Consider the following 18,529-nt stretch of genomic DNA (forward strand, 5'->3'; position numbering starts at 1 on the left):
AAAAAGCAGAAGATATAACAATTAATAAAGTGGGTAAAGTTGAGATAATTTCTGCAAATTAAGTTAAATAAACATGTAATATAAAATCAGAGTAAGAAAGTGAAATCTAAAGGTTTCTATCTTACTCTATTTTTTATTTGTCACAAAGAGTAGTAAAATTAGATATATAAAGAAGATAAATGAGGTGTTACATTGAAACATAAGAAAACCAATGCAATGAGAATGCTTGATAGAGCTAAGATTAATTATTCAGTAAATACATTTGAAATAGGTGAAGAACATTTAGATGGAGAAACAATTGCGGAATTAGTGCATGCGAATGTGAAAGACGTTTATAAAACGTTAGTGTTAGAAAATGCTAATCATGATCATTTTGTATGTGTTATACCAGTTAGTGAAACATTAGATTTAAAAGAAGTGGCACATGTCATAGGTGAAAAGAAACTTAATTTGATGCCGATGGATGATTTAAAAAAAGTTACTGGCTATATAAGAGGAGGGTGTTCTCCAATAGGAATGAAACATTCGTTTCCAACGATTATTGATGAGTCAGCTTTATCACGAGACAAAATCAATGTGAGTGGTGGTCAACGAGGCATGCAAATTATACTTGAACCTAATGATTTAATTGCAGTTACACAGGCACAAACAGCACGTATTACTCAACATTAAATGTATTAGCAGAGTGAGCAATGATATACATTGTGAACACTCTGTTAATTTTTCGGTTTTTTTGAACGTTTTTGAACGTTTTTGATAATTTTTGATTGAAATATGTAAGCGTAAACACTATAATAAAAGTTGTAAAGGAGTGTTAAAGATGATTTCTGAAAAACGACAAAGTTTAATTTTACAAGAACTTAAGAAAAAAGATTTTTTATCACTCCAAGAGTTAATTGAACGAACAGGTTGTAGTGCTTCAACTATAAGAAGAGATTTATCAAAGTTACAACAACTTGGACGTCTTCAACGTGTTCATGGTGGTGCAACACTTAATAGTCATAGAAACCAAGAACCTATTTTATCTGAAAAACTGTCTACAAATCTAAAAGAAAAAAGAGAAATTGGAAGAAAGGCAGCTCAGCTCATTGAAGATAATGATTATATTTTTATGGATGCAGGTTCATCTACAATTGAGATGATTCCATTTATAAAAGCACAAGATATCGTAGTGGTTACAAACGGATTGTCTCACGTTGAAAGATTACTTCATCGAGGTATTAAAACCTTGATGATTGGTGGAGAAGTAAAAGCTACCACTTTTGCTACTGTCGGAGCAAGTGCCCTTGAAGTTTTAAGACGTTATTGTTTTGATAAAGCTTTCATAGGTATGAATGGCTTAGATTTGAATCATGGATTAACCACACCCGATGAAAAAGAAGCATTAATTAAAGAAAGAGCAATACATCAAGCAACCACATCTTATGTTTTATTAGACCATTCAAAATTAGATGAAACATATTTTGCGCATGTCTCAACCAAAACTTGCCATGTTGAGTACATCGTATCTGAGCAATTACGAAATCATAATCGCTACAACGAATACAAAGAGAAATACCACTTTTTAGGAGGTTAATTATGATATATACAGTGACATTTAATCCATCTATTGATTACATCATGTTTACTGATGGATTTGAGCTAAAAGGGCTTAATAGAGCTAGAGAAACATACAAATTTGCTGGTGGAAAAGGTATTAATGTTTCTCGCGTGTTGAAAACTTTAGATGTTTCATCTACGGCATTAGGATTTGCTGGAGGTTTTCCTGGGGAATTTATTTCTAGCATTTTGGAACAAAGCGATATTAATACGGAGTTTATTAAAGTAAATGAAGATACTCGTATTAATGTTAAATTAAAATCCGGCGATGAAACTGAAATTAATGCACCTGGTCCGAATGTGACGTCTGAGCAGTTTGAAGCATTATTAAATCAGATCAGACATACTTCTAAGGAGGACACTGTCATTGTAGCAGGAAGTGTTCCAAAAAGTATTCCGAGTGATGCTTATGCTCAAATTGCAAAAATCACTCAAGAAACAGGTGCAAAATTAGTAGTGGATGCTGAAAGAGATTTAGTTAATACAGTGTTAGAATATCATCCTTTATTTATTAAACCGAATAAAGATGAATTAGAAGAAATGTTTGATGTCACAATTAAATCAGATCAAGATGTCGTTAAGTATGGTAGAGAAATAGTAAAAAATGGAGCTCAATCTGTCATTATTTCTTTAGGTGGAGATGGTGCCATATATGTTGACGAGACAAGAAGTATTAAAGCCCAAAATCCTAAAGGTGAAGTTGTAAATACAGTAGGATCTGGTGACAGTACAGTTGCAGGTATGGTAGCGGGTCTTGAGTTGGGACTATCACTTGAAGAAGCATTTTGCCAAGCAGTAGCTTCAGGTACGGCTACGGCATTTAATGATGACTTAGCATTAAGAGAAGATATAGAAAAAATCAAGTCACAAGTTACAATTTCTGTACTTGATGGGGAGTGATAGAGTTGAGAATAACAGAATTACTTACAAAAGAAACTATTGCTATGGATTTATCAGCTAGTGATAAAAATGGCGTCATTGATGAATTAGTTAATCAATTAGATTCAGCTGGTAAATTAAGCGATATAGCTCAATTTAAGGAAGCGATTCATAATCGTGAGTCACAAAGTACAACGGGAATTGGTGAAGGAATAGCCATTCCACATGCTAAAGTAGCAGCAGTGACATCACCTGCGATTGCTTTTGGTAAATCAAAAGAAGGTGTGGACTATCAAAGTTTAGATGGTCAACCTGCGCATTTATTCTTTATGATTGCAGCACCAGAGGGTGGCGCACAAACACATTTAGATGCATTAGCTAAATTGTCAGGCATTTTAATGGACGATACAGTAAGAGAAAATCTATTACAGGCTAATTCGAAAGAAGAAATACTTCGTATTATTGATGATGCTGATGATGAAGCAACTAAAGAAGAAGAAAAAGAAGCTCAAGAACAAGAGGATGAAGCACAAGCAACAACTGGCGCATCAGCGAATGATAATGCTAACGAACCTTACGTTTTAGCTGTAACAGCGTGTCCAACAGGTATTGCACATACGTATATGGCCCGTGATGCTTTGAAAAAACAAGCAGAAAAAATGGGAGTGAAAATAAAAGTTGAAACAAATGGTTCAAGTGGTATTAAAAACCATTTAACTCATCAAGATATTGAACGTGCAACTGGGATTATTGTAGCTGCCGATGTTCATGTAGAAACAGATCGTTTCGATGGTAAAAATGTAGTTGAGGTTCCAGTAGCAGACGGAATTAAACGTCCTGAAGAGTTAATTAATACAGCACTTGATACAAGTAGAAAACCATTTAAAGCACATGGTGGACAAAAAAATACAGATAAAGATAGTAATGATGAAAAATTAAGTCCAGGTAAAGCATTTTATAAACACTTAATGAATGGTGTTTCTAATATGTTACCACTTGTTATTGCTGGTGGTATCTTAATGGCGATTGTATTCTTATTTGGCGCCAACTCATTTGATCCAAAAAGTCCTGAACACAATGCGTTTGCAGAACAATTGTGGAATATTGGTAATAAGAGTGCCTTTGCATTAATTATTCCAATCTTAGCTGGTTTCATTTCTCGTAGTATTGCAGATAAACCAGGTTTTGCAGCTGGCCTAGTTGGCGGTATGTTAGCAATTTCTGGTGGCTCTGGGTTTATCGGTGGTATTATTGCTGGTTTCTTAGCGGGTTATTTAACACAAGGTATCAAATATATTACTCGTAATTTACCTCAAGCAGTTGAAGGTTTAAAACCAACATTAATTTATCCACTATTAAGTGTGACAATTACTGGATTATTAATGATTTATGTATTTAATCCACCTGCAGCATGGTTAAACAATCTATTATTAAATGGTTTAAATAGTTTATCTGGTTCTAACATTATGCTATTAGGATTAGTTATTGGAGCTATGATGGCAATTGATATGGGAGGTCCATTCAATAAAGCAGCTTATGTATTTGCGACAGCTGCTTTAACTGAAGGTAATGCTGCACCAATAACAGCAGCAATGGTTGGTGGTATGATTCCACCATTAGCAATTGCCACAGCAATGTTTATCTTTAAACGTAAATTTACAAAAGAGCAACGTGGCTCAATCGTACCTAACTATGTTATGGGTCTATCATTCATCACAGAAGGTGCCATACCTTTTGCAGCTGCTGACCCATTACGTGTGATTCCATCAATGATGGTCGGTTCAGGTGTTGCTGGAGCGATTGCATTAGGACTTGGTTCAAGAATTAATGCACCTCATGGTGGTATCATCGTTATAGCAGCCACAGACTTTAGTCATATTATCCAAACTATCATTGCTTTAATTATAGGTACACTTGTTTCAGCAGTACTTTATGGTTTACTGAAACCAAAATTAACAGAACAAGAAATTAAAGCTTCAGAATCTATGGATGAATAATAAACATTAATTTAATGAGCCTGAGACATAATGAGTTGTCTCAGGCATTTTTTTATATATTGATATTTGGTCATTGAATTGAAAACGTGTAGTATCAAGATTATTTCAAGGAGTACTAGCATCGAAATCTTTGTAAAAAAGCAATGTTCAAAGAAATTTGGGGTGGAGTGCCAGCAAAAAGGGTTTTCTAGGAAACCCAACGTTCAACGAAAGCTGGGGTTGGGGCCTCAGCAAAAAGGGTTTCCTGAGAAACCCAACGCTCAACGAAAGCTGGGGTTACATTATCGAAGGGATTAACGAATTCTGTCCAATCTTTTATTATATAGTTAGTATATAATTAAAAAGACATAGATATATATGTACTTGACTATTACTACAGATTAGGTTTAAATGGGAATTTGAGTTTAAGAAACAAATAACCATCCTGGAGTATTATTGTACTTTTATAGCATTTAATTAAAAATTCCTCACATATCATTTCTCTGATTTTCTTAAAAATTTATTACAAGGACTATTGAAGTATATATGAAATAGTAGGAAGAAAATCATTATATAATGCTTTTTAAATGATTTTAAATGTTAAAAGCTTTCTTATTCTTATTTAACCATTTAGTATAGAAATATGGTAATATTAAAGTAATACATTTTTTTGGGGGTGTCTTAATGGGAAGGTCTTAACATGCGTTTATAACGGTGATAAGTATGACGTATTAAATTCGTGTTACTCATTAGAGACACATAATATTTGGAGGTGAATCCCTAGAAATAGGGAACTAATTGGAAACAGTGACCATAATTAATTTAGTAATATTTTTTCTATTAATCGCTTTAACAACCGTATTCGTTGGATCTGAATTTGCATTAGTAAAAGTACGTTCAACAAGAATTGAACAACTTGCTGATGAAGGTAATGGAAGTGCAAAAATTGTTAAAAAGATGATTGCTAATCTTGATTATTATTTATCAGCATGTCAACTTGGTATTACAGTTACATCTTTAGGTTTAGGTTGGTTAGGTGAACCGACATTCGAAAAACTATTACATCCACTTTTTAATCTATTACATTTGCCAAGTGCAGTGACTACAACCATTTCATTTGTGATTTCGTTTATTGTTGTAACTTATTTACATGTAGTGTTAGGTGAGTTAGCACCTAAATCAATAGCAATACAACATACTGAAAAATTAGCATTAACTTATGCTAGACCATTATATTATTTTGGTAATGTCATGAAGCCATTAATATGGTTAATGAATGGTTCGGCACGAGTAATTATTAGAATGCTTGGTGTTGACCCTGATGCGCAAGCAGATGCAATGTCTGAGGAAGAGATTAAAATCATTATTAATAATAGTTATAATGGTGGAGAAATTAATCAAACAGAACTGAATTACATGCAAAATATCTTTTCATTTGACGAAAGACATGCGAAAGATATCATGGTTCCACGTACACAAATGGTAACGTTAAACGAACCATTTAATGTTGACGAATTACTTGACACGATTAAAGAACATCAATTTACACGTTATCCAATTACTGAAGATGGGGATAAAGACCATATAAAAGGTTTTATTAATGTAAAAGAATTTTTAACAGAATATGCTTCAGGTAGAACAATTAAAATCTCTAATTATATTCATGAATTACCTATGATTTCAGAAACAACTCGTATTAGCGATGCATTAGTTTCAATGCAACGTGAACATGTTCATATTAGTCTTATTATTGACGAATATGGTGGTACTGCCGGTATTTTAACAATGGAAGATATTCTTGAAGAGATTGTCGGTGAAATCAGAGATGAATTTGATGATGATGAAATAAATGATATTGTTAAATTAGAGGAAGATATATATCAAATTAACGGACGTGTCTTACTTGATGATTTACATGAAAAATTTGATATCACTTTTGAAGATTCTGAAGATATCGATACAATAGGTGGATGGTTACAAGCACACAATACTAATCTTCAAGTTGAAGATTATATAGATACAAAATACGATCGATGGATTGTTTCTGAAATGGATAATCACCAATTGGTATGGGTTGTACTTAAATACCAATTTAATGAAACAAGACCTGTGATTAGTGATGAAGAGGAAGAAGACAATCACGATCATAAACATGAATCGGATGAATAAAAATAAAGGCACTTGGGTATGTAAACCTAAGTGTCTTTATTTGTATGCGTAAAAGAAATTAAGTTATGTTAATTTTTAGTTGAAAAAATATATTGAATAGGATGTGGCATAAATGATAAATGATACACAAGTGTTAAATAATGGTTACCCAATGCCTAAAGTAGGACTAGGCGTTTATAAAATGGAAGATGATGAGATGGAAACCGCAGTACAAACAGCATTAGAAGCGGGATATCGTGCATTTGATACTGCTTATTTTTACGGTAATGAACAAGCACTAGGTAAAGCTTTAAACAACAGTGATATTGCGAGAGAAGACGTATTTATTACTTCTAAATTATGGAATGATTATCAAGGATATGATAATACATTAGAATATTTTAATAAATCTTTAGAAAACTTAGGATTGGATTATTTAGATTTATATTTAATTCATTGGCCATGTGAAAAAGATGGCTTATATATTGAATCTTATAAAGCATTAGAAAAATTATATAATGAAGGTAAAATTAAAGCGATTGGTGTATGTAACTTTAAACCCCATCACTTAGAAACATTGATGAAAGAGACAACTATTGTACCTCAAATTAATCAAATAGAAGTTCATCCTTATTTTAATCAACAAGATGTACAAGATTATTGTGATAAACATGATATTACTGTTACAGCTTGGATGCCACTTATGAGAAATCGAGGATTATTAGATGATCCAGTAATTACAAAATTAGCAGAACAATATGACAAAACACCAGCACAAATTGTATTACGTTGGCATCTAGCCCATGACAGAATTATTATTCCTAAATCAAAAACGCCATCTCGTATTCGTGAAAATTATGATATTTTTGACTTTAATTTAGAACTTACTGAGATTGCGGAAATTGATAGTTTAAATAGAAATGCACGTCAAGGTAAAGATCCAGATGATGTAGCAATAGGTGATTTAAAATAATATAGTTTAAATTATTACAAAAGCTGGAATTAATGTTAATTATTTGTTAATTACATGGTTATTAGTAGAATGTTTATTGATTTTATTGATACAATATTGGAAAGAATGTAGAAAAGGATGTAATTAGATGAAAATCAGAGTCATTATACCTTGCTTCAATGAAGGTAAAGTCGTAAAAAAAACTTACGATAGATTGACTGAAATTTTGACGGAGAATAGTAAAACTCGTCGTTATTATTATGACTTGTTATTTATTGATGACGGTAGTAAAGATAATACGATTGAGCATATACAACATTTAGCGGAATACGATGAACATGTTAAATATATTTCTTTCAGTCGAAATTTTGGTAAAGAAGCAGCAATGATTGCTGGTTTTCAACACAGTGTGAATGTTGATGCAGTCGTAATGATTGATGGAGATTTACAACATCCTCCGGAATTTATACCTAAAATGGTTGAAATGTATCAACAAGGGTTTGATCAAGTTGTCGCTAAACGAGATCGTAGTGGTGAAAATGTTGCACGTAAAACAATGTCAAAGTTGTACTATAAGCTCATTAATAGCTTTGTCGAAGATATTAAATTTAGTGATGGTGTAGGAGATTTTCGATTATTAAGTCAACGTGCAGTTAAATCGATTGTTTCATTAAATGAATATAATCGATTTTCTAAAGGGTTATTTGAATGGATAGGATATAATACAAAGATTTTTACTTATAAAAATGTAGAACGAGAAGCTGGAGAATCTAAATGGACTTTTACCAAGTTATTAAATTATGGGATTGATGGATTAATATCATTTAATAATAAACCACTGAGAGCAATGATATATCTTGGAATGTTTATCTTTGGATTAAGCATCATTTATATTATTTATTTGTTAATAGGCATTTTAATGAATGGAATTAATCATCCGGGTTACTTTACAACAATAGCAGCTGTATTGTTATTAGGTGGCATTCAGTTAATGTCTATTGGTGTCGTTGGCGAATATATTGGGCGAATTTATTACGAAGTAAAACAAAGACCAAAATATATTGTAGAAGCTTCCAATTTAAAAGCACCTATTGAAAAAGTAGTTGCAGAAAAAGAAAAAATTTATCAATAAAAAATAAACATGTAAAAGCTCTTACATCATAGCTTCTTACATGTTTATTTTTTTAAGTCATTTTCAATATGATTATGTTTGAGTTGCCACAATAAATATATATCAAATAAAGCATAAATAATTATGAAGATATACCAAAATGACGTTAATAAGGTCAAAAGTATAATTGAAATAATAATAATTGTATGACCAATCATAATAGGATGTTGTAGCTTACTCAAAAATTTAAGATGATTCATTTCATTTTTTGAAAAAGTACTTATGAAATCAATGCTTAAGCCTACGATAAATATAGCTGGAGCTAAATAAGGGATAGACATATAGACTGATTGATCGCTAGATTCAAAAGTGATAAATAATGAGCAACTAATCATAATTGCAAAAATGAATGCAAGAGATTTATACTCTGAAATCATTAAGTATATATGTTTACGATTTAAATAATATTGTAAGATTGTCCAACTTAAGAAAAATATAATTGAAGCAAATGTTATAAAATTGAACTTTTCAATCACAATACTATTAATAATAGCATTGATAACAATGGATAATAGAACGGAGTTAAACGTTAGTTGTTTGAAATGATGCCGATATAAATCAAAACCCAGAACACATATTGTAATGGCTATATTAATAAATACATATATAATCATGGTGTACTCCTATCACGTGTGTGTAGTTCATTAAAATATTATAGCAATTAAAATAAACTTAATCATTTCAAAACACTTAATAAATAATATTCTATTATAATTTACTAATTATACACCTTTCTTATTACTCCATAACAATGTATGTAACTGAGGTAAAACATACACGTGATTCATATCACTGCTATTCATTACTGTGTCTACAAGGGTTTCATAGCGACCAAGTAATTTTTCGGTATGATGTTCAACATCATCATCTAAATAAGGGTTTCCTACTTGCAAATAAAATGGAATATTAGGATAACGATGATGAATCATTCTAGCAAATTGATAATCTTCTTTATCAAAAACAACTACTTTCAAGTTCAATGTTGATGGTATACATTGTTCTATGACATCATCTAATATTTCTAAATTAGGCACCATATTAGAGCTAGGCGGTTTAGGACTAATTGTTAAATCGTTAATTTGTCGCATCCAAGGTTGAAATTTACTGCCTTGGGTTTCTAATGCCGTAAAAATATTTTTTTCTTCAAATAAATCTACTAAATCTTGAATTCCTTTGATTAATGCAGGGTTACCTCCAGAAATAGTGACATGATCAAATTGATTACCGCCAATTTCTTTTAAACGATCATAAATGTCTTGAGCAGTTAATAACTCTATATCATCTTTAGCGCTACCATCCCACGTAAAGGCGGAATCGCACCAACTACAACGATAATCGCATCCTGCTGTGCGGACAAACATTGTTTTTCGTCCTATAACTCGTCCTTCTCCTTGAATAGTAGGACCAAAAATTTCTAAAACTGGTATTTTTGAAGGCATTATTTATTCTCCTTTGGACGATAGACAACATAACTTGATGGTGTTTCACGTAAATACACTTGTACACATTTAGGTTTATTGTCATACTCGTTAAGATGAGCTTGTACGATTTCAAAAATTGTCTGTGCCACAATTTCAGTAGAAGGACTTTTATCTTTAAATTGAGGTAAATCATTTAATAAATAGTGATCAAATTGGTCATGGACCAATCGTTTTAATTCACTAAAATTAATTAAAAATCCATTATGGTCGAGTGTATCTCCAACAATAGTTAAGTTAACAAAATAAGTATGTCCATGTGTTCTCATGCATTTTCCAGCATCTTCACTAGGAATAAAATGTGCCGCAGAAAAATTGAAATCTTTATTTAATTCAAATGTATAAGGGTGATTCACTGTAGGATAAACTTGTTGTATCATAATGACGCATCTCCTTTTTGTTCTAAATATTGATGAAGTCCACGTTGTCTTAATTTACAAGCTGGACATTCTCCGCATCCATCTCCAATAATACCGTTGTAGCATGTAAGCGTATTGTGGCGCACATAATCGAGGACACCTAATTCATCACTGAGTTCCCAAGTTTGCGTTTTATCTAACCACATTAAGGGTGTATGAATAACAAAGTCTCTATCCATAGATAAACTAAGTGTGACATTCATAGATTTAATAAAACTATCTCGGCAATCTGGGTAACCAGAGAAGTCTGTTTCACATACACCCGTAATGATGTGTTTCGCATTCACTTGATAAGCAAGAGCTCCAGCAAATGACAAGAATAATAAATTACGAGCAGGTACAAAAGTATTTGGTATACCATCTTCTCCTGTCTCAATTTTCATGTCATGTTTTGTTAATGCATTTGGAGTAAGTTGAGATAGTAAAGACATGTCTAAAATATGGTGTTTCAACCCTTGATCTTTTGCTATTTTAGAAGCTACTTCGATTTCTGTATTATGTCTTTGCCCATAATTGAATGTGACAAGTTCAACCTCTTTAAAATGTCTTTTGGCGTAGAAAAGACAGGTTGTACTATCTTGACCACCACTAAACACAACAATTGCTTTTTCAGAATTCAAAACACTGTTTGGCATAACGTTTCTCCTTTAAAAGTTAATATTTTTAATTTATGATGAAATAGAATGAAAACATTGGATATAAAATATAAAAAAAGCCTATCTCTATAAAAAGATAGACTTAAAAGATGTAGAACATATGTACATTAAAAAGCTTATATAAATATTTCTACAAAGGTCTAGTTTTTTATAGAGGGTTTCAGCTAGGAACCTCTTTATATTCGAATTATACGATAGATAGCTTAATATATTCATATCTTAAAATCAAGTGCTAGTTTATAGAATATTAAAAAAAGCGCTTATATAAAATTGTATTTTAATATATTATTTTGAAGGTTGGAAATAATTATGATTATAGTCATAGATAATAATGATTCATTTACATATAACTTGATTGATTACATAAAAACAAAAACTTCTCATTGTGTAAAGGTAATAAAGGTAACAGAAGTGACTGTAGCATTACTTGAAGAATTAACAATTGAAGCTATTGTCATATCTCCAGGTCCGGGAAAACCAAGTGACTATCCAATTTTGAAAAGCGTTTTAGATAGATACGCCTCATCGGTGCCTATATTAGGTATCTGTTTAGGGTTTCAACTCATCTATGAATATTATGGAGGGGAAATTATGCATGGGCCAAAGCCCGTTCATGGTCATACAACACCTATAATGCATACAGGTAAAGGACTTTTCAAACAGTTACCTCAAAATTTTAATGTCATGCGTTATCATTCTTTAATTGCTAATAGGCAACAATTACCTTCTCAATTAAATATTACAGCTACAAATAATGAAGGTATTATGATGGCATTTGAACATGATACACTACCTATTTTTGCAGTACAGTATCATCCTGAATCTATATTAAGTGAATATGGTCATCAGCAGATTCAATACTTTATAGAGAGAGTAGGAAAAACACATGAATATTACGTTTAATTACCGTTATTATACTAATGAAGATGACTACATCAATTATCAATTGCGATTTGATCAATATATTTCAAAATCAATTGCCTATTCTTTAGAAGAAGTAGGTGAAGTTATTCAATTTGCTGAAGAACAACAGAAAAAGGGGCATTATGTAGCGTTATATTTAACTTATGAATCAGCGCCATTTTTTAATAATCAATTAGAAACGTATCACTTAATAGAAAAAGAAGTATATGCTGCTGCATACGCTTTTAATCAACCCTTAAATTCTGATAATAATAAGGACAATATACAATATCATTCAGTACATCACTTTCAATTCCAAGAAAGTGACGAACAAATGAGAAGAAAAATTATTAAAATACAAGAAGCTATTACAGAAGGAGATACTTATCAAGTTAACTATACTACTCGTTTATCCAGTAAAGTGCATTATCCTATTTCAATGTTATATACCTATTTAACTCACAACAATAACGGTAGCTATACAGCTTTATTAGATACTGAAGAAGTAAAAGTTGCGTCAATTTCTCCAGAGTTATTTTTTCAAAAAGGTACATTTAACGATAAAGCAAACGTGATTGTTAGTAAGCCGATGAAAGGAACAATGCCACGTGGGAAAACTAGTGTAGAAGATCAGTTGAATTATGAAAAATTAATGTATTCTCATAAAGATAGAGCAGAAAATGTAATGATTGTTGATTTATTACGTAATGATATGTCAAGGATTTCAAAAACTGGAACCATCGAGGTTTATAAATTGTTCTTTATTGAAACGTATCAAACCGTATATCAAATGACAAGTATGGTAACAGGGCAACTAGAAGATGCTATATCTCTTCATTCGATTTTAACAGCAATGTTTCCATGTGGATCGATCACTGGTGCGCCTAAACAAAGTACAATGACTTATATCAAACACTTAGAAACCAGTCCAAGATATATTTATTGCGGCACAATAGGTTTATTGTTACCAGATGATAAAATGATTTTTAACATTCCAATTAGAACAGTAGAATATCGAAATAATATGGCTCTTTACGGGGTAGGTGCGGGAATTACCATTGATTCTGTTCCATTAAATGAAATTCAAGAATTTCGAGACAAAACCAAAATATTGGAGGAGTTATGATTGAAATTATTTGAAACAATGCAACTTAATCATGGTCATATACCAAGGTTAAACTATCATACGCGTCGACTATGTCATTCTTGTTCACAATTAGGTTTTCAGTTTTCAGAGAATGCTTGGTATAGTTATATTGAAAAATTAAAACAAAATTATAATGACCGCTTATATCGTTTGAAAGTAGAAATTGATAAAGACGGACAATTCACTCACGTTATTCAGCCATTATCTTCTAAAGACATTTTTACTGCACGTTTTAAAAAATCTAACAGTGATTATCCACAAAAATTCATTATAAATAAAACAACAGAAAGAGCACATTTAACGCATAATCATGAAACAGATTTGATACTACTGTATGATGATAGTGGCAAAATTTTAGAATTTGATATTGGAAATATTATGATTAAAGAAAATGGAAACTATTATACGCCACGATATAATAAAGATTTTTTACGAGGATGTATGAGAGAAAGTTTATTAAAAAATCATAAACTTAAGGTGAAAGATTACACTAAAGATGAATTAATAATAAAACTGGAAAATGAAGAAGTAGAAGTTTATTTACTGAATAGTCTACGTGAAGTTGCTCAGGTATCTATTTATATATAAAATACAATTGATAGATATTGTGAAATTTAATTTAGTTAATAATGGAGAAAGTTATGGCATTATTATGGTTAATACTTATCGTATTACTCAATAGTTTAAGTAAATATATAATCAATCGATATTTGAAGCATAATCTAATTATGCTACCGCGTATTGTAGGAACAATGACTGTGTTGTTTCAATTTGTACTAGTATATCTTTTAATTCAATCCATCATGCCATATGCTACGCATTTATTAAATTTATTTTATCATCAATAAAATAGATTCAAATAATTTAGAATGTAATAAGAGGTGCAATAATGAAAATTTATAGTCAAGGAGATCAAGCGATTATTATAGATATTGAACAAGAAGTCGCTGAAGATGTAACTAAAAATTTAATTGCTGTACGTACACATTTATTAAATAAAGACTTACCTTTCATCACTGATATTGTACCTACAGAATCTAGTATGATGATTTGTTATGATGCTCGAGATATGATTAAACATTATAATATTTCATCGCCATTTCAATATATGAAGGCACTTGTAAATTCAATTCAAACTGAATTAGAACATATCGAAAATAAACAAACAGCGTGTCATTTTCATAATATTCCTGTGGTTTATGGTGATCAGTTTGGACCTGATTTAGAGGCTCTATTAAAATACTATCGTCTATCCAAAGAGGAATTTATTCAACTTCATTCAAAATCACATTACTTTGTCTCTATGATGGGATACTCTCCAGGCTTTCCTTATTTAACAGGAATGAATGAAAAATTATATGTTAATCACACAAGTCAGAAGAAAAAAAGAGTGCCGGCAGGTTCTGTCATTATTGAAGGGAAAAAATGTGGCATTGTAACGACGGATACTTATAACGATTGGTTAGTCATTGGCTATACCCCAATTAAATTATTTTCACCAGAGCGCGATCACTTTAATTTATTAAAATTAGGAGATAATGTCTTATTTCATCCTAAAAATCCAAATGATGCTGAATTAGGAGATTTTAAATAATGTCAATCATAATAGAAAAACCTGGACTTTTTAGCACATTCCAAGACTTTGGACGCCAAGGGTATGAATATGAGGGAGTCATACCAGGCGGTGCATTAGATATATTAGGACATGAAATTGCGAATCGTCTTGTAGCAAATGATAAAAACGAAGCAACTTTAGAAATGACACATATTATGGCGAAAATTAGATTCACAGAGCCTACTTTAATTGCTTTAACAGGTCATCACTTTGAAGCGTGTACAGAAAATATGAAAATTAAACCTTATAAATTGTATTTAGTAGAAAAAGGAGAAGTATTGTCTTTCAAAGAAACGAGTACAACATCTCGTGTTTATTTAGCTATTGGGGGAGGATTTAAATTAGATTCTTGGTTAAATTCAACTTCAACAGATTTAAATATTGGTGTTGGAGGATTTCATGGAAGAACACTTCAAGAAGGCGATGAAATTGAAATGAAACGTGATTATACATCACGACACCGTAAACTTTTGGAAAATTTAGCACATCAGCGAACAACAAGTTGGGGAATTGATGGTTATGCTTTATCGTTTAATTATGTTTCTGATGTATTTCACGTCATTGCTAATAAAGGAACAAATGATTTTGATACTGATATACAACAAACATTTATACATGGAGAGTACAAAGTAACGAATAAGTCTAATCGTGTAGGGATGTTACTAGAGGGTCCTAGTATCAAAGCATATTATGAAGACATGCCTGAGTATCAACCAGTAAAAAAGGGCACTATTCAAGTAAAACGTGATGGTACACCTATTATTTTATTAAATGATCATTATACGATTGGAAGTTATCCACAAATAGGTACTATAGCAAGCTATCATTTGACTAAACTAGCTCAAAAACCACAAGGATCTCGTTTGAAATTTCAATTTATAGATATTGAAACGGCTGAAAAAAATACTGTTAAGTTTAGTAATTGGACGAATCAATTATTTCATGGTATCGAATTTCGAATGCAATTAGAAATGTTAAAATAAAAAATATCATCAAAATATTGAACATTAATATTTTAATGATATTTTTTAATGTAAAGGTATAGGACTATAGTCTGATTAAATTGAATAGATTAGGCGTTATAATATATCAATAAGTTTAACAATTTAGAAATGATTAGGTATATAAATGGGAAGGCTGAACTTGAGCTTTTTCTTGATAAATAAGTAAAAATACTTTATATTTATATATTGAACTATGAAGTATTATTACAAAAATATTACAAAATTCATATTTTTTTAATAAATAGTTAACAATTAAATGTAGTAATAAAAAGTGTTCTTTTATTAAATGATAATTAAAAATTTTATTGTTTTAAAAATATATTAAATTTTAAAAATAGCATTTGTAAATGGCCGTATTTGAATAACTATAAACGGAGGAAACATTCATGAGTTTACACAAAAGAAAAATAAGTCTTTTTGCGTTTTTCTTAATGACTGTATTTACAGTAACCTTGAAAACGTATTTCTCATACTATGTAGATTTTTCTTTAGGTGTTAAAGGATTAGTTCAAAATTTAATACTATTGATGAATCCATATAGTTTAATCGCGCTTATTTTAAGTATCTTTTTGTTCTTTAAAGGTAAGAAAGCATATTGGTTTATTTTTATTGGAGGATTCTTATTAACATTTTTACTCTATGCTAATGTTGTTTATTTTAGGTTCTTCTCAGACTTTTTAACGTTTAGTACATTAAATCAAGCGAGTAACGTTCAATCGATGGGGGGCGCAGTAAGTGCCTCTTTTAAATGGTATGACTTTGTGTATTTCTTAGATACGATTGTATATCTGTTTATTTTAATTTTTAAACGAAGTTGGTTAGACAAACGTGTATTTAGTAAAAAGTTTGTACCAGTAGTGATGGCAGCATCAATTGCATTGTTCTTTTTAAACTTAGCTTTTGCTGAAACTGATCGACCTGAATTATTAACTCGTACATTTGATCACAAATATTTAGTTAAATATTTAGGACCATATAATTTTACTGTATATGATGGTGTTAAAACGATTCAAAACAATCAACAAAAAGCATTGGCTTCTGAAGATGATTTAACTCGTGTTTTAAATTATACGAAACAAAAAAATACGGAACCAAACCCTGAATATTATGGTATTGCTAAGAAGAAAAATATCATAAAAATACATTTAGAAAGTTTTCAAACATTTTTAATTAATAAAAAAGTAAATGGTAAGGAAGTTACACCTTTCTTAAATAAATTATCAACTGGTAACGATGACTTTAGATATTATCCAAACTTCTTCCATCAAACAGGACAAGGTAAAACTTCTGATTCAGAATTTACAATGGATAATAGTTTATATGGTTTACCTCAAGGATCTGCGTATTCATTAAAAGGAGATAACACATATCAATCTTTACCAGCAATTTTAGATCAAAAAGAAGGTTACACTTCTGATGTTATGCACGGGGATTACAAAACATTTTGGAACCGTGATCAAATTTATAAACATTTTGGTATAGATAAATTTTACGATGCAACATATTATGATATGTCGGATGAAAATGTCGTGAATTTAGGGTTAAAAGATAAACCTTTCTTTAAAGCATCAGCAGAATATCAATCTAAAATGAAACAACCTTTTTATTCCCATTTAATTACATTAACTAACCATTATCCATTTACTTTAAATTCAGAAGATGCAAGTATTGATAAGCCGAATACAGGCGATTCTACTGTAGATGGATATATTCAAACGGCGCATTACTTAGATCAAGCTTTAGAACAGTATATTAATGATTTGAAAACTAAAGGGTTATATGATGATTCAGTTATTATGATTTACGGTGACCATTATGGTATTTCTGAAAACCATAACAATGCAATGGAAAAATTACTGGGTGAGCAAATTACACCAGCTAAATTTACAGATTTAAATCGTACTGGCTTCTGGTTAAAAATTCCTGGCAAAAATGGGACTGTAGATGAAACATATGCTGGACAAGTGGATGTTATGCCTACTATTTTAAATTTAGTTGGTATTGACTCGAAGAATTATTTAATGTTGGGTACAGATATGTTATCTAAAGATCATAATGATGTGATTCCATTCCGTAATGGTGATTTCATCACAAAAGATTATAAATTTGTGAATGGTAAAGTATATTCAAATAAAAATAATGAATTAATAACAACGCCACCTAAAGATTTAGAAAAAAATAAGAAACAGGTGGAAAAAGATTTAGAAATGAGTGACGACGTATTAAATGGTGACCTATTCAGATTCTACAATAATCCAGATTTCAAAAAAATTAATCCGTCAAAATATGACTACAAAATAGGTCCTTATGGAAATCAAAAATAATTCAATATTAGAGAGTGTGTAAAATCAATATTCTATATTAAATGCCCGTAGATAAGTTTTATCTACGGGTTTTTTATCGTTGCATTAAAAATAAACAAAAAAGAAAGGGAGTGGGACAGAATTCATTTTGAATTCCTCGTTTTACTGTGGTAACGCATTCTTAACTTGCGTTAGACGTAGACTTTCTTATTGAAAATTTTTATGTTGGAGTCCCGAGACTAGAATTGACTGCCAATATATTAAAAATGCCTAAGACAA

The 18,529-nt window shown here is 30.8% G+C and carries 18 protein-coding genes; 14 read left to right on the forward strand and 4 right to left on the reverse strand.

All coding sequences use genetic code 11. The features are described from left to right. Positions 1-216: 216 nt before the first annotated feature. The 7 genes from ybaK (at position 217) to HMPREF2930_RS04915 (ending at position 8,686) form a co-directional block, all read left to right on the forward strand. Positions 217-672 carry a Cys-tRNA(Pro) deacylase gene (gene ybaK / locus HMPREF2930_RS04885; RefSeq protein WP_172952310.1) on the forward strand — a complete coding sequence of 152 codons (456 nt, stop codon included), beginning with the start codon at positions 217-219 and terminating at the stop codon, positions 670-672. A gap of 148 nt (positions 673-820) precedes the next feature. Next, the gene (locus tag HMPREF2930_RS04890) at positions 821-1,576 is read left to right on the forward strand and encodes a DeoR/GlpR family DNA-binding transcription regulator (RefSeq protein ID WP_029376809.1); all 756 of its coding nucleotides are present in this window, start codon (positions 821-823) and stop codon (positions 1,574-1,576) included. Positions 1,577-1,578: 2 nt separating this feature from the next. Then, positions 1,579-2,499, forward strand: coding sequence for a 1-phosphofructokinase (gene pfkB, locus HMPREF2930_RS04895; protein WP_002449570.1), 921 nt, complete (start codon positions 1,579-1,581; stop codon positions 2,497-2,499). A gap of 5 nt (positions 2,500-2,504) precedes the next feature. Next, on the forward strand, positions 2,505-4,475 hold the full coding sequence (locus HMPREF2930_RS04900) for a PTS fructose transporter subunit IIABC (RefSeq protein ID WP_070597253.1): 1,971 nt from the start codon (positions 2,505-2,507) through the stop codon (positions 4,473-4,475). Positions 4,476-5,252: 777 nt separating this feature from the next. Then, complete coding sequence (locus HMPREF2930_RS04905) at positions 5,253-6,623, forward strand: hemolysin family protein (RefSeq protein ID WP_002449560.1); 1,371 nt, start codon at positions 5,253-5,255, stop codon at positions 6,621-6,623. A 112-nt stretch (positions 6,624-6,735) separates the two neighbouring features. Then, positions 6,736-7,575, forward strand: a complete 840-nt coding sequence (locus tag HMPREF2930_RS04910) for an aldo/keto reductase (protein ID WP_017175966.1) — start codon at positions 6,736-6,738, stop codon at positions 7,573-7,575. A 127-nt stretch (positions 7,576-7,702) separates the two neighbouring features. Further along, a complete protein-coding gene (locus HMPREF2930_RS04915; protein WP_017175965.1) occupies positions 7,703-8,686 on the forward strand; it encodes a glycosyltransferase family 2 protein in 984 nt (327 codons plus the stop codon). Positions 8,687-8,730: 44 nt separating this feature from the next. Here HMPREF2930_RS04915 and HMPREF2930_RS04920 read toward each other — a convergent pair whose 3' ends face one another. From HMPREF2930_RS04920 to queC, 4 genes are all read right to left on the reverse strand, one after another. Continuing rightward, positions 8,731-9,339, reverse strand: coding sequence for a hypothetical protein (locus HMPREF2930_RS04920; RefSeq protein ID WP_017175964.1), 609 nt, complete (start codon positions 9,337-9,339; stop codon positions 8,731-8,733). A 108-nt stretch (positions 9,340-9,447) separates the two neighbouring features. Further along, positions 9,448-10,164 (reverse strand): 7-carboxy-7-deazaguanine synthase QueE, encoded by a 717-nt coding sequence (gene queE, locus HMPREF2930_RS04925; protein ID WP_017175963.1) that lies wholly within the window; start codon positions 10,162-10,164, stop codon positions 9,448-9,450. Further along, entirely contained in the window at positions 10,164-10,583 is a 420-nt protein-coding gene (gene queD, locus HMPREF2930_RS04930) for a 6-carboxytetrahydropterin synthase QueD (RefSeq protein ID WP_017175962.1), read from the reverse strand. Before queD ends, queE begins: the two co-directional genes overlap by 1 nt. Then, the gene (queC, locus tag HMPREF2930_RS04935) at positions 10,580-11,257 is read right to left on the reverse strand and encodes a 7-cyano-7-deazaguanine synthase QueC (protein ID WP_017175961.1); all 678 of its coding nucleotides are present in this window, start codon (positions 11,255-11,257) and stop codon (positions 10,580-10,582) included. The genes queD and queC overlap by 4 nt, the downstream gene beginning before the upstream one ends. 330 nt (positions 11,258-11,587) lie before the next feature. Here queC and HMPREF2930_RS04940 point away from each other — a divergent pair, with 330 nt between their 5' ends. The 7 genes from HMPREF2930_RS04940 to ltaS all read left to right on the forward strand — a co-directional run bounded on the left by HMPREF2930_RS04940 (position 11,588) and on the right by ltaS (position 18,271). After that, positions 11,588-12,181: an anthranilate synthase component II gene (locus HMPREF2930_RS04940; protein ID WP_017175960.1), complete on the forward strand. Its 594-nt coding sequence runs from the start codon at positions 11,588-11,590 to the stop codon at positions 12,179-12,181. Next, on the forward strand, positions 12,165-13,307 hold the full coding sequence (locus tag HMPREF2930_RS04945; RefSeq protein WP_017175959.1) for a chorismate-binding protein: 1,143 nt from the start codon (positions 12,165-12,167) through the stop codon (positions 13,305-13,307). The genes HMPREF2930_RS04940 and HMPREF2930_RS04945 overlap by 17 nt, the downstream gene beginning before the upstream one ends. After that, positions 13,308-13,916: an aminotransferase class IV gene (locus HMPREF2930_RS04950; RefSeq protein ID WP_017175958.1), complete on the forward strand. Its 609-nt coding sequence runs from the start codon at positions 13,308-13,310 to the stop codon at positions 13,914-13,916. Positions 13,917-13,969: 53 nt separating this feature from the next. After that, entirely contained in the window at positions 13,970-14,176 is a 207-nt protein-coding gene (locus HMPREF2930_RS11225; RefSeq protein WP_049335041.1) for a hypothetical protein, read from the forward strand. 41 nt (positions 14,177-14,217) lie between these two features. Further along, on the forward strand, positions 14,218-14,922 hold the full coding sequence (locus tag HMPREF2930_RS04955; protein ID WP_017175957.1) for a 5-oxoprolinase subunit B family protein: 705 nt from the start codon (positions 14,218-14,220) through the stop codon (positions 14,920-14,922). Beyond that, positions 14,922-15,926 (forward strand): 5-oxoprolinase subunit C family protein, encoded by a 1,005-nt coding sequence (locus HMPREF2930_RS04960; protein WP_017175956.1) that lies wholly within the window; start codon positions 14,922-14,924, stop codon positions 15,924-15,926. Before HMPREF2930_RS04955 ends, HMPREF2930_RS04960 begins: the two co-directional genes overlap by 1 nt. 407 nt (positions 15,927-16,333) lie before the next feature. Then, complete coding sequence (gene ltaS / locus HMPREF2930_RS04965; RefSeq protein ID WP_017175955.1) at positions 16,334-18,271, forward strand: polyglycerol-phosphate lipoteichoic acid synthase LtaS; 1,938 nt, start codon at positions 16,334-16,336, stop codon at positions 18,269-18,271. Positions 18,272-18,529: the final 258 nt, after the last annotated feature.

The organism is Staphylococcus sp. HMSC068C09, from assembly GCF_001813735.1.
GTDB lineage: Bacteria > Bacillota > Bacilli > Staphylococcales > Staphylococcaceae > Staphylococcus > Staphylococcus hominis.

Bases quoted from the DNA above. Each gene is read 5' to 3' on its own strand.
- ybaK (WP_172952310.1), top strand. From the start codon at position 217: ATGAGAATGCTTGATAGAGCTAAGATTAATTATTCAGTAAATACATTT.
- HMPREF2930_RS04890 (WP_029376809.1), top strand. From the start codon at position 821: ATGATTTCTGAAAAACGACAAAGTTTAATTTTACAAGAACTTAAGAAA.
- pfkB (WP_002449570.1), top strand. From the start codon at position 1,579: ATGATATATACAGTGACATTTAATCCATCTATTGATTACATCATGTTT.
- HMPREF2930_RS04910 (WP_017175966.1), top strand. From the start codon at position 6,736: ATGATAAATGATACACAAGTGTTAAATAATGGTTACCCAATGCCTAAA.
- HMPREF2930_RS04915 (WP_017175965.1), top strand. From the start codon at position 7,703: ATGAAAATCAGAGTCATTATACCTTGCTTCAATGAAGGTAAAGTCGTA.
- HMPREF2930_RS04920 (WP_017175964.1), bottom strand. From the start codon at position 9,339: ATGATTATATATGTATTTATTAATATAGCCATTACAATATGTGTTCTG.
- queE (WP_017175963.1), bottom strand. From the start codon at position 10,164: ATGCCTTCAAAAATACCAGTTTTAGAAATTTTTGGTCCTACTATTCAA.
- queD (WP_017175962.1), bottom strand. From the start codon at position 10,583: ATGATACAACAAGTTTATCCTACAGTGAATCACCCTTATACATTTGAA.
- queC (WP_017175961.1), bottom strand. From the start codon at position 11,257: ATGCCAAACAGTGTTTTGAATTCTGAAAAAGCAATTGTTGTGTTTAGT.
- HMPREF2930_RS04940 (WP_017175960.1), top strand. From the start codon at position 11,588: ATGATTATAGTCATAGATAATAATGATTCATTTACATATAACTTGATT.
- HMPREF2930_RS04945 (WP_017175959.1), top strand. From the start codon at position 12,165: ATGAATATTACGTTTAATTACCGTTATTATACTAATGAAGATGACTAC.
- HMPREF2930_RS11225 (WP_049335041.1), top strand. From the start codon at position 13,970: ATGGCATTATTATGGTTAATACTTATCGTATTACTCAATAGTTTAAGT.
- HMPREF2930_RS04955 (WP_017175957.1), top strand. From the start codon at position 14,218: ATGAAAATTTATAGTCAAGGAGATCAAGCGATTATTATAGATATTGAA.
- HMPREF2930_RS04960 (WP_017175956.1), top strand. From the start codon at position 14,922: ATGTCAATCATAATAGAAAAACCTGGACTTTTTAGCACATTCCAAGAC.
- ltaS (WP_017175955.1), top strand. From the start codon at position 16,334: ATGAGTTTACACAAAAGAAAAATAAGTCTTTTTGCGTTTTTCTTAATG.